The 11,982-nt window shown below is 61.4% G+C and carries 8 protein-coding genes; all 8 read left to right on the top strand.

Annotated elements, in window-relative coordinates:
• The first annotated feature begins 323 nt into the window (after positions 1-323).
• The 8 genes from betI to ACEN8R_RS26410 all read left to right on the top strand — a co-directional run bounded on the left by betI (position 324) and on the right by ACEN8R_RS26410 (position 11,971).
• A complete protein-coding gene (gene betI, locus ACEN8R_RS26445; RefSeq protein WP_018928769.1) occupies positions 324-917 on the top strand; it encodes a transcriptional regulator BetI in 594 nt (197 codons plus the stop codon).
• A gap of 110 nt (positions 918-1,027) precedes the next feature.
• Positions 1,028-2,500 (top strand): betaine-aldehyde dehydrogenase, encoded by a 1,473-nt coding sequence (betB, locus tag ACEN8R_RS26440; RefSeq protein WP_018928768.1) that lies wholly within the window; start codon positions 1,028-1,030, stop codon positions 2,498-2,500.
• A gap of 214 nt (positions 2,501-2,714) precedes the next feature.
• Positions 2,715-4,412 carry a choline dehydrogenase gene (gene betA, locus ACEN8R_RS26435; protein WP_064620863.1) on the top strand — a complete coding sequence of 566 codons (1,698 nt, stop codon included), beginning with the start codon at positions 2,715-2,717 and terminating at the stop codon, positions 4,410-4,412.
• 259 nt (positions 4,413-4,671) lie between these two features.
• On the top strand, positions 4,672-6,114 hold the full coding sequence (locus ACEN8R_RS26430) for a TldD/PmbA family protein (protein ID WP_258612772.1): 1,443 nt from the start codon (positions 4,672-4,674) through the stop codon (positions 6,112-6,114).
• Positions 6,114-7,463, top strand: coding sequence for a TldD/PmbA family protein (locus ACEN8R_RS26425; RefSeq protein ID WP_495624462.1), 1,350 nt, complete (start codon positions 6,114-6,116; stop codon positions 7,461-7,463). The genes ACEN8R_RS26430 and ACEN8R_RS26425 overlap by 1 nt, the downstream gene beginning before the upstream one ends.
• Positions 7,464-7,647: 184 nt before the next feature.
• Entirely contained in the window at positions 7,648-9,075 is a 1,428-nt protein-coding gene (gene mdtD, locus ACEN8R_RS26420) for a multidrug transporter subunit MdtD (protein ID WP_495624461.1), read from the top strand.
• Between the two features lie 231 nt (positions 9,076-9,306).
• Positions 9,307-10,644, top strand: a complete 1,338-nt coding sequence (gene dbpA, locus ACEN8R_RS26415; protein ID WP_230139067.1) for an ATP-dependent RNA helicase DbpA — start codon at positions 9,307-9,309, stop codon at positions 10,642-10,644.
• A 148-nt stretch (positions 10,645-10,792) separates the two neighbouring features.
• A complete protein-coding gene (locus ACEN8R_RS26410) occupies positions 10,793-11,971 on the top strand; it encodes a BaiN/RdsA family NAD(P)/FAD-dependent oxidoreductase (protein WP_018928762.1) in 1,179 nt (392 codons plus the stop codon).
• The last annotated feature ends 11 nt before the right edge of the window (positions 11,972-11,982 follow it).

The raw sequence follows: 11,982 nt of genomic DNA, 5'->3' as shown, positions 1-11,982 counted from the left end.
GGCACAGATGCTCCGGGCAGTGCGAGAGAAGAACACAAGGCAACGCGGTACCCGACCAATCGATTAGTTGGCAGCCGACCGGCGGGTGATATAAAGACACCCCGAAAAAAGCCCGAAACCCCTGGAACGCGTCTGCGTATGGGTTTCGAGCATTTTTGGATGTCGGTTTATCGTCATTTACACGTAGGAAAAATCTGTAAGCAGCGACGAATTGTCGCAGATCTTATTCTTTGTTGATTGAACGTTCAATCAAAACAAAATAGACTGGCCCTCAATCCGGTAGGCGTATTTCGTCCACCGGGAGGCCTAAGGAGATGTGCAAGATGCCCAAGGTCGGTATGCAACCCATCCGCCGCCAGCAATTGATCGAAGCCACGCTACAGGCCGTCGATCAGGTCGGCATGGGGGACGCCAGCATTGCGCTGATCGCCCGTTTGGCCGGTGTCTCGAATGGCATCATCAGTCACTATTTTCAGGACAAGAATGGCCTGATCGCCGCCACGATGCGGTATCTGATGAGCGTCCTCAGCGAGAACGTCACCGCACGCCGTCAGGCGATGGCAGATGACAGCCCACGGGCGCATCTGCAGGTGATTATCGAAGGCAACTTCGACGCCAGCCAGGTCAATGGCCCGGCAATGAAAACCTGGTTGGCCTTCTGGGCCACCAGCATGCACCAGCCGTCTTTGCACAGGTTGCAGCGGATCAACGATCACCGTCTGTATTCCAACCTGTGCTGCCAGTTCCGCCGTGCGTTGCCGCTTGATCAAGCGCGCAGCGCCGCCCGGGGCCTGGCAGCCCTCATTGACGGTTTGTGGTTGCGCGGCGCGCTGTCGGGAGATGCTTTCGACACCGAGCAGGCGCAAAGAATCGCTTACGAATACATGGATATCCAATTGGCCAAGCAGGTGAGTTAGAGCACACATAAAACCGCTCAGCCCCTGAACGCCACTGATCAGCGTCGCCAACGCTACACGGCACGTCCCAGTGGTTAACGCCAACCAACTTATGCACTTGCGAGGACTTTATGGCCCGTTTCGAACTGCAAAAACTCTACATCGACGGCGGTTACAGTGACGCCAGCAGCGACGCCACCTTCGAAGCCATCAACCCGGCTAACGGTGAAGTCCTCGCAACCGTACAGCGTGCGACCAAGGAAGACGTCGAGCGTGCAGTGGTCAGTGCCGAAAAGGGCCAGAAAATCTGGGCCGCGATGACCGCCATGGAGCGTTCACGCATCCTGCGTCGTGCCGTCGACATCCTGCGCGAGCGCAACGATGAACTGGCCGCCCTGGAAACCCTGGACACCGGCAAGGCGTACTCCGAAACCCGTTACGTCGACATCGTCACCGGCGCTGACGTGCTGGAATACTACGCAGGTCTGGTACCGGCCATCGAAGGCGAGCAGATTCCGCTGCGCACCACCTCTTTTGTCTACACCCGTCGCGAGCCGCTGGGCATCGTGGCCGGTATTGGCGCGTGGAACTACCCGATCCAGATCGCCCTGTGGAAATCCGCTCCAGCCCTGGCGGCCGGCAACGCGATGATCTTCAAGCCAAGCGAAGTCACCTCGCTGACCACCCTGAAACTGGCCGAGATCTACACCGAAGCCGGCCTGCCGGCTGGTGTGTTCAACGTGTTGACCGGTAGCGGCCGTGAAGTCGGCACCTGGCTGACCGAACACCCACGCATCGAAAAAGTATCCTTCACCGGCGGCACCGACACCGGCAAGAAAGTCATGGCCAGCGCTTCCGCCTCCACGCTGAAAGACGTGACCATGGAACTGGGCGGCAAATCCCCGCTGATCATTTTCGACGACGCCGACCTCGATCGCGCCGCCGACACCGCGATGATGGCCAACTTCTACAGCTCCGGTCAGGTCTGCACCAACGGCACTCGCGTGTTCGTCCCGAGCCACCTGAAAGCCGCGTTCGAAGCCAAGATCGTTGAGCGCGTTGCACGCATCCGCGTTGGCAACCCGGAAGACGAAAACACCAACTTCGGCCCGCTGGTCAGCTTCGCCCACATGGAAAGCGTGCTGGGTTACATCGCCAAAGGTAAGGAAGAAGGTGCTCGCCTGCTGTGCGGCGGCGCTCGTCTGACCGACGGCGAATTCGCCAAAGGCGCATTCGTGGCCCCGACCGTGTTCACCGACTGCACCGACGAGATGACCATCGTGCGCGAAGAAATCTTCGGCCCGGTGATGAGCATCCTGACCTACGAAACCGAAGAAGAAGTGATCCGTCGCGCCAACGACACCGACTTCGGTCTGGCTGCCGGCGTCGTTACCAAAGACCTGAACCGCGCGCACCGCGTGATTCATCAACTGGAAGCCGGTATCTGCTGGATCAACGCCTGGGGCGAGTCCGACGCCAAGATGCCGGTCGGCGGCTACAAGCAGTCGGGCGTGGGCCGTGAGAACGGCATCAGCTCGCTGAACAACTTCACACGCATCAAATCGGTACAGGTCGAACTGGGCGATTACGCCTCGGTTTTCTGATCTGACGCGAACCTGAAGCTGGGGCCTTTGTGGCGAGGGAGCTTGCTCCCGCTGGGCTGCGAAGCAGCCCCAACTTCAGGTTCAGCGCTCATTCAGACAGAACACGGTCGCTGATTTGCGACTGCTGCGCAGCCGAGCGGGAGCAAGCTCCCTCGCCACAGTAAGTGACAAATCCGCGACCGCGACCTGACCAACTTCAAAGAGGGTGCATTCAATGTCCCAAGTATTCGATTACATCATCATCGGTGCCGGCTCCGCCGGTAACACCCTGGCGACCCGTCTGACTGAAGACGAAGGCGTCACCGTCCTGCTGCTCGAAGCGGGCGGCCCGGATTACCGTCTGGATTTCCGCACACAAATGCCAGCGGCTTTGGCGTTCCCGCTGCAAGGCCGTCGCTACAACTGGGCGTACGAAACCGATCCAGAGCCACACATGGACGGTCGCCGGATGGAATGCGGTCGCGGCAAGGGCCTGGGTGGTTCTTCGCTGATCAACGGCATGTGCTACATCCGCGGCAACGCCATGGACTACGACAACTGGGCGAAACTGCCAGGCCTGGAAGACTGGACTTACCTCGACTGCCTGCCGTATTTCCGCAAGGCGGAAACCCGTGACATCGGCCCGAACGACTACCACGGTGGCGACGGTCCGGTCAGCGTGACCACGCCCAAAGCCGGCAACAACCCGCTGTTCAGCGCGATGGTCGAAGCAGGCGTGCAGGCCGGTTACCCGCGTACCGAAGACTTGAACGGTTACCAGCAAGAAGGTTTCGGCCCGATGGACCGCACCGTGACGCCGAAAGGCCGTCGCTCCAGTACCGCTCGCGGTTACCTGGACATCGCCAAGAAGCGTTCGACCCTGACCATCGTCACCCACGCCCTGACCGACAAGATTCTGTTCGAAGGCAAGCGTGCAGTCGGCGTGCGTTACCTGATCGGTGCCGCCGAAGAACGCGTTGAAGTCCGTGCCCGCAAAGAAGTGTTGCTGTGCTCCGGCGCCATCGCGTCGCCGCAGATCCTGCAACGCTCCGGTGTCGGCCCGGCCGAACTGCTGAAAAAGCTTGATATTCCGGTGGTCCACGACCTGCCGGGCGTCGGTGAAAACCTGCAGGATCACCTCGAGTTGTACCTGCAATACGCCTGCACCCAACCGGTCTCGCTGTACCCGTCGCTGCTCCTGCACAACCAGCCGGCCATCGGTGCCGAGTGGCTGTTCAACGGCACCGGCATCGGCGCCAGCAACCAGTTCGAAGCCGGCGGTTTCATTCGTACCCGCCCGGAATTCGAATGGCCGAACATCCAGTATCACTTCCTGCCGGTAGCGATTAACTACAACGGCAGCAACGGCGTGAAAGAGCACGGCTTCCAGGCGCACATGGGTTCCATGCGTTCGCCAAGCCGCGGCCGCATCCAGGCCAAGTCCAAGGATCCGCGCGAATACCCGAGCATCCTGTTCAACTACATGGCCACCGAGCAGGACTGGCAGGAATTCCGCGACGGCATCCGCCTGACCCGTGAAATCATGCAACAGCCAGCACTGGACGCCTTCCGTGGTCGGGAAATCAGCCCTGGCATCGACGTGCAAACCGACGAGCAGCTGGACAAGTTCATCCGCGAGCACGCCGAAACCGCGTTCCACCCGTCCTGCTCGTGCAAGATGGGCACCGACGAAATGGCCGTGGTCGATGGCGAAGGTCGTGTGCATGGCATGCAAGGCCTGCGCGTGGTCGATGCTTCGATCATGCCGATCATCACCACCGGCAACCTGAACGCACCAACGATCATGATGGCCGAGAAAATCGCCGACAAGATCCGCGGTCGCAAACCATTGCCGCGCAGCAAGGCCAAGTACTACGTGGCCGGCGGTGCACCGGTGAAGGGCAAGCCGTTGCGGGATGTGAGCGCTCAGTAAGCCGTAACACCGAGGCGCGGCCTTCGCGGGCAAGCCTCGCTCCTACAGGGAATCGCATTCGCCCTGTAGGAGCGAGGCTTGCCCGCGAAAGCGTCCGCCCAAGCAATAAGATAAATTCCTGACTCACCCAACCTCAACTCTTCCTACACCGCTCTTCACTTGATCCTACCCCCCACGCAGGCCTAATCTAGCGCCACGCAAACGTTTCCCCCCCTCGCAACACCGATTCGCCGCCACTCCATACCAAGGAGGTTCCCGAATGTTCGATTTCCACCCCCAGCTCAAGCAGCGCTTCGCTGCGTTGCGCACGGGCGCTGAATTCTTTTCGCTGCGTTATGTTCGCGAATCCGGTCAGTATCTTTCAGTGCGCAAGAACGTCGCCGAACCACCGAGCCTGAGCCGGGACGAAGGGGCGATGCTGACCGTTCGGGTCAACGGCGTCGAAGCCTATGCCGCGACCAACGACTTGTCCCAGTCCGGGCTGCAAGCCGCGCTGGAGAAGGCCGAGCAACAAGCCCGTCGACTCAAGCCACACGCCCTCCTCGACTTGCGTGAGCAAGCGGTTTCCAGCGAGCGCGCCGACTATTTCTCGCCGAGCCTCGACCAACCCTTCCCGTCTCTCAGCGATTGCTACCAACTGCTCGGCGCCGAATCCGCCGCCGTGCCCAAGGACGAACGCCTGGTGAACTGGCAGGCGAGCATCGGTATCACCAACGTCGAGCAGATCTACCTCAACAGCGCCGGCGCCGAACTGCGCCAGGCCCAGCGCTTCGTCTACCCGAGCATGGACGTCACCGCCTACGACGGTAACGACAGCCAGACCCGCACCCTCGGCCGCGAGAATTTCGGTCAGCAGGGCGGCTTTGATGTGATCAGCCGCTGCGGCCTGATCGGCGCCGGCCCGAAAGTCGCCGACCAGGCGTTGCAATTGCTGCTGGCACCGAACACCCCGCAAGGCCCGCGCGACCTGTTGCTGATGCCCGACCAGATGATGCTGCAGATCCACGAGTCCATCGGTCACCCGCTGGAACTGGACCGCATCCTGGGCGACGAGCGCAATTACGCCGGCACCAGTTTCGTCAAGGCGCAAGACTTCGGCCGCCTGCAATACGGCTCCGAACTGCTCAACGTGACATTCGACCCGGACATCCCCGAACAGCTCGCCAGCTACGGCCATGACGACGAAGGCACCGCCGCCAGCAAGCAATTCCTGATCAAGCAAGGTTTGCTGCTGCGACCATTGGGCGGCGCGCTCTCGCAGTTCCGGGCCAGCCTCGACGGCGTGGCCAACAGCCGCGCCTGCGGCTGGAACCGTCCGCCGATCGACCGCATGGCCAACCTCAACATCGAGCCCGGCGATCAGCCGCTTGAGCAACTGATCGGCAACATCGAGCACGGCATTTTGATGAGCACCAACCGTTCGTGGTCCATCGACGATGCGCGCAACAAATTCCAGTTCGGTTGCGAATGGGGCCAGTTGATCGAAAACGGCGAACTCAAAGGCGTGGTGAAGAACCCGAACTACCGGGCGATTTCCGCGCAATTCTGGAAGAGCCTGCGCGCCGTCGGTGACGTCAGCACCTTCAAGGTGCTGGGGACGCCGAACTGCGGCAAGGGCGAACCGAACCAGGTGATCCGTGTCGGCCATGCGTCGCCGGCCTGTGTGTTCAGCAACGTTGATGTGTTTGGGGGAGATGCCTGATGAGTACGTCCACGAGCACTTCAAAAAACCAGGCCGATTCGTTCAAGGCCTTGGTCGACTGGCTGCGCGATGCACTGCGCACGCCTGAGCAGTTCACCCTCAGCTACGCCGCCGAATCGTCGGCCTTCGTGCGCTTCAACCACGCCAAGGTGCGTCAGGCCGGGCAGGTGCAGCAGGCAAGCATCGGCTTCAAACTGATCAACGACGGCCGCCACGCCGACCTCGATATCACGTTGTCGGGCGATCCGGAAGTCGACCTTCAGCGTCTGGCCGAGGGGCTACAACAGTTGCGCGAAACCCTGCCGTTGCTGCCTCAGGACCCGTACCTGCTGCTCAACCATGACGACTGGCAGAGCAACAACGTGCAGGATCATCCGCTGCCGGACACCGAGCAGGTGGTCGCTGAAATCACTCAGGCCGGCGAGGGGCTGGATCTGGTCGGTTTCTATGCCGCCGGGCCGATCAGTCGCGGTTTCGCCAGTTCTTCGGGCGCGTTCGGCTGGCATCAGGCCAACAGCTTCAACTTCGATTTCAGCCTGTTCCATGAAAACGGTCAGGCGGTGAAAGCCAGCTATGCCGGGCACGACTGGAACAGCGAAGGCTTTGCCCGGCGTTTCCAGCAGGCCCGCGAGCAGTTGGCGTTTCTCGGGCGGCCATTGCGCACGCTGGCGCCGGGTCAGTACCGCGCCTACCTCGCGCCGGCGGCCCTGGAAGAAATCATGGGCATGCTCAGCTGGGGCGGGTTCTCGGCGCAGTCGATTGCCAGCAAGAGCAGTCCGTTGCAGAAGCTCTACGGTGGCGACAGCTCGTTCAGCCCGTTGGTGTCCCTGGATGAAAAAGTCAGCGGCTCCCTGAGCCCGGCGTTCTCCGGTGAAGGTTATCCGCGCAGTGATCTGCGGCTGATTGTTGAGGGCAAGGCGGGCGAGCAACTGGTCGGTTCACGCAGCGCCGCCGAATACGGACTGACCGCCAACGGTGCCGGCGGTGGTGAAGCCCCAAGTGCATTGAACATGGCGGCCGGCGCTTTGCCTGACGCCGAGATTCTGAAGCAACTGGGCACCGGTCTGTACATCAGCAACCTGTGGTACCTGAACTACTCGGACCAACCGGCAGCGCGCCTGACCGGCATGACACGGTTCGCGACCTTCTGGGTCGAGAACGGCGAGATTCAGGCACCGGTCAGCACCATGCGTTTCGATGACAGCGCCTACAGCCTGCTCGGTTCGCAGCTGGAAGCGTTGACCGAGGAACGCGAGCTGATGTTGTCGGCCAGCACCTACAGTCAGCGGAACACGTCTTCGGCATTGCTGCCGGGAGCGCTCGTCAGCCGATTGACCTTGACCCTGTAAACACAAAAACCTGTGGCGAGGGAGCTTGCTCCCGCTGGGCTGCGAAGCGGCCCCAGACCGGCAATGTGCTCTATCAGACAGACCGCATTCACCGGATTTACGACTGCTACGCAGCCGAGCGGGAGCAAGCTCCCTCGCCACAGGGTTCAGCGCCAGCCACGAATCTGCATTAACAAGAGGTCCCATGCCCAACCGCCCACCTCTCGACGCTATCACCGCCCGCTGGTTGCCGTGGGTCGTCGCCATTGCCTTCTTCATGCAGTCCCTCGACGGGACAATCCTCAACACCGCCCTCCCCGCCATGGCCCGGGACCTGGCCGAAGACCCGCTGCGCATGCAGGGTGTGATCATCGCCTACATGCTCACCGTCGCCTTGCTGATTCCCGCCTCCGGCTGGATCGCCGACCGTTTCGGCACCAAGAAAATTTTCTTCGGCGCCATCCTGTTGTTCAGCATCGGCTCATTGCTCTGCGCCTTGTCGAGCACCCTGAGCATGCTGATCGGCGCCCGGGTGATCCAGGGCCTGGGCGGCGCCTTGATGTTGCCGGTCGGACGCTTGGTAGTGCTGCGCGCGTATCCGCGCTCGGATCTGGTGCGGATCATGGGGTTCATCACCATTCCCGGCCTGCTCGGCCCGCTGATCGGCCCGACCATGGGCGGCTGGATGGTGCAATACCTGACCTGGCACTGGATCTTCCTGATCAACCTGCCGGTGGGTGTCATCGGCTGCTATGCGGTGTGGAAATTCATTCCCGACTTGCGCGGCAGCGAGCGCACCCGCTTCGATAGCCTGGGCTTCTTGCTGTTCGGCTCGGCGATGGTGCTGATCACCATCGCCATGGAAGGCCTCGGCGAACTGCGTCTGCCGCACTTGCGGGTGATGTTGCTGTTGTTTGCCGGCATGGCCTGTCTGGCGGCCTATTGGCTGCGGGCCGGGCACATCGATAATCCACTGTTTGCGCCATCGCTGTTCAAGACCCGGACCTTCGCCGTGGGCATCCTCGGCAACCTGTTCGCCCGGTTGGGCAGCGGCGCATTGCCGTTCCTGGTGCCGTTGCTGCTGCAAGTGGCGCTGGGCTATTCGCCGTCACAGGCCGGGATGAGCATGCTGCCCCTGGCTGCGGCCGCGATGGTCGCCAAATCGGTGGCGCGGCCGTTGATCGAACGTTTCGGCTACCGCATCGTGCTGACCGGCAACACACTGGCGCTGGGGATCATGCTGGCGAGCATGGGCCTGGTCAGCGAGCAGACACCGTATTGGCTGTTGCTGGGCCAGTTGGCGATTCTGGGGGCGATCAACTCCTTGCAGTTCACCGCGATGAATACCGTGACACTGATCGACCTCGACGACGCCAGCGCCAGCAGCGGCAACAGTTTGCTGTCGGTGGTAGCGCAATTGTCCCTGAGCCTGGGCGTGGCGTGCGCCGGTGCGCTGCTCGGCGGATTCACGGCGGAGATGGGCAATGACGACGTGGACACGGTGCTGGGCGCGTTCCAGCTGACTTTTGTGACGGTCGGCATCATGGCGATGCTGGCTGCAACCATCTTCTCGCAGCTTTCACCAAAGGATGGCCGACGGATGGTCAGCCGTGAGCACGATATCGAGCACTGACCCGTAGCAGCTGCCGAGGCACGAGGCTGCGTTGGGCTGCGAAGCGGCCCAGCCGGGGCGGTCCTGCGGACACGCAACGCAGCCTCGTACCTCGACAGCTGCTACGGCTATTCGTCCAGAATTTGCAGGTGGAGAGCCTGGGACTGATACACTGCGCGACATTTTGTTTTGCAGGCCAGTCCCGTGACCACCATCGCCACCGCTTTTAATACTTTGCCGCTGTCCGCCGCCATGCTGGCTAACCTCGACTCCCTCGGTTATGCCCAGATGACGCCGATCCAGGCGCAAAGCTTGCCGGTGATCCTCAAGGGGATGGACCTGATCGCCCAGGCCAAGACCGGCAGCGGCAAGACCGCCGCCTTCGGTATCGGCCTGTTGAACCCGATCAATCCGCGCTTCTTCGGTTGCCAGGCACTGGTCATCTGCCCGACCCGTGAGCTGGCCGACCAGGTCGCCAAGGAAATCCGTCGCCTGGCCCGTGCCGAAGACAACATCAAGGTCCTGACCCTGTGCGGCGGTGTGTCTTTCGGCCCGCAGATCGGCTCGCTGGAGCACGGCGCACACATCATCGTCGGCACGCCGGGGCGTATCCAGCAACACCTGCGCAAGGGTTCGCTGGTGCTTCACGGTCTGAACACGCTGATCCTCGACGAAGCCGACCGCATGCTCGACATGGGTTTCTACGATTCCATCGAAGAAATCATCGCCCAGTGCCCGGAACGTCGCCAGACCCTGCTGTTCTCCGCCACCTATCCGGTGGGCATCAAGCAGTTGGCGTCGAAGTTCATGCGTAATCCACAGCAAGTGAAGGCCGAGGCGTTCCACGACGACACGCAGATCGAGCAGCGCTTCTACGAAATCTCCCCGGAAGAGCGCATGAGCGCGGTGACCAAGGTGCTCGGCCACTTCCGTCCGGCGTCCTGCGTGGCGTTCTGCTTCACCAAGCAGCAGGTGCAGGAAACCGTCGATCACCTGACGTCCAAAGGCATCTCCGCCGTCGGCCTGCACGGCGATCTGGAACAGCGTGACCGCGACCAGGTGTTGGCCATGTTCGCCAACCGCAGTACGTCGGTACTGGTCGCCACCGACGTCGCCGCACGCGGCCTGGACATCGATGCGCTGGACATGGTGATCAACGTCGAACTGGCCCGTGACTCGGAAATCCATATTCACCGTGTCGGCCGTACCGGTCGTGCTGGCGAGAAAGGCATCGCGATCAGCCTGGTCGCACCGTCCGAAGCCCATCGCGCCCAAGCCATCGAGCAACTGCAGAAGTCGCCGTTGAATTGGGATCAGGTGGATAACCTCACGTCCCAGGGCGGCGGTCCGCTGCTGCCGCTGATGAGCACGCTGTGCATTGGTGCGGGCCGTAAAGACAAAGTCCGTCCAGGCGACATTCTCGGCGCACTGACCGGTGAGGCGGGCATTCCCGGCGCCCAGGTCGGCAAGATCGCGATTTTCGACTTCCAGGCCTATGTGGCCGTGGAACGCGGGATCGCCAAGCAAGCCTTGCAGCGTCTGAACGACGGTAAAATCAAAGGCCGTTCGCTGCGCGTACGCATTTTGTAAAACCGCACCGCCCCCCCTGTAGGAGCGAGGCTTGCCCGCGAAGAACGAAAACTCGGTACACCTGATGCAACGCGTTATCGTTCTTCGCGGGCAAGCCTCGCTCCTACGGGATCGCCGTTAGCTCTGAGATTTATGTGAGGACACCGTTTTGCGCTCTACCGAAGTCGTGATCATTGGCGCTGGCGCCGCAGGGTTGATGTGTGCGCTGACCGCCGCCGGGCGCGGGCGCAAGGTGATGTTGCTTGACCATGCCAACAAGGCCGGCAAGAAAATCCTGATGTCGGGCGGTGGCCGCTGCAATTTCACCAACATGTACACCGAGCCGAGCAATTTCCTCTCGCAGAACGCACATTTCTGCAAATCTGCGTTGGCACGTTACACCCAGTGGGACTTCATCGGTCTGGTGGCCAAACACGGCGTGCCGTACCACGAGAAGAAACTCGGCCAGTTGTTCTGCGATAACAAATCCAGCGACATCCTCGACATGCTGCTCGACGAGTGCAATCAGGTTGGCGTCAGCCTGCACCTGGACACCTCGATCCAGACCATCGAGAAGCTCGAAAGCGGTTATCTGCTGGATACCACGCTGGACCAGATCACTTGCCAATCCCTGGTGATCGCCACTGGCGGCCTGTCGATTCCGACCCTCGGCGCCACCGGTTTCGGCTATCAGGTGGCCAAGCAGTTCGGCCACGACCTGCTGCCGACCCGCGCCGGTCTTGTACCGTTCACCATCACCGATCAGCTCAAGGAGCTGTGCACCGAGCTGTCCGGTACGTCGGTGGATTGCCTGGTGAGCTGCAACGACCAGAGTTTCCGCGAGAACATCCTGTTCACCCACCGCGGTCTCAGCGGCCCGGCGATTTTGCAGATTTCTTCGTTCTGGGAATCCGGCGACACGGTAGAGATCAACCTGATGCCGGATCACGACGTACCGAGCTGGCTGCAACAGCAGCAAGTCGAACGCCCGAACAGCGAGTTGAAAACCCTGCTCGGTGAGATCTTCACCAAGAAGATGGCCAACTTGCTGGCAGACAACTGGTTCGTCTCCAAACCGATGAAGCAATACACCCACGCAGAAATTGCAGACATCGCTGAAAAACTGGCGAGCTGGAAAGTCGTGCCGGCCGGCACCGAGGGCTACCGCACGGCCGAAGTGACCCTGGGTGGCGTCGACACGCGCGAAGTGTCATCCAAGACCATGGAGTCGCTGAAAAGCCCCGGCCTGTATTTCGTCGGTGAAGTGCTCGACGTCACCGGGCATCTGGGTGGTTTCAACTTCCAATGGGCCTGGGCCTCCGGTTACGCGGCGGCGCAATACGTCTGACCGATCGCGTT

It is taken from the genome of Pseudomonas sp. Pseusp15 (assembly GCF_059492165.1).
This window is presented reverse-complemented; position numbering and strand designations above follow the sequence as displayed.

Bases quoted from the DNA above. Each gene is read 5' to 3' on its own strand.
- betI (WP_018928769.1), top strand. From the start codon at position 324: ATGCCCAAGGTCGGTATGCAACCCATCCGCCGCCAGCAATTGATCGAA.
- betB (WP_018928768.1), top strand. From the start codon at position 1,028: ATGGCCCGTTTCGAACTGCAAAAACTCTACATCGACGGCGGTTACAGT.
- betA (WP_064620863.1), top strand. From the start codon at position 2,715: ATGTCCCAAGTATTCGATTACATCATCATCGGTGCCGGCTCCGCCGGT.
- ACEN8R_RS26430 (WP_258612772.1), top strand. From the start codon at position 4,672: ATGTTCGATTTCCACCCCCAGCTCAAGCAGCGCTTCGCTGCGTTGCGC.
- ACEN8R_RS26425 (WP_495624462.1), top strand. From the start codon at position 6,114: ATGAGTACGTCCACGAGCACTTCAAAAAACCAGGCCGATTCGTTCAAG.
- mdtD (WP_495624461.1), top strand. From the start codon at position 7,648: ATGCCCAACCGCCCACCTCTCGACGCTATCACCGCCCGCTGGTTGCCG.
- dbpA (WP_230139067.1), top strand. From the start codon at position 9,307: ATGCTGGCTAACCTCGACTCCCTCGGTTATGCCCAGATGACGCCGATC.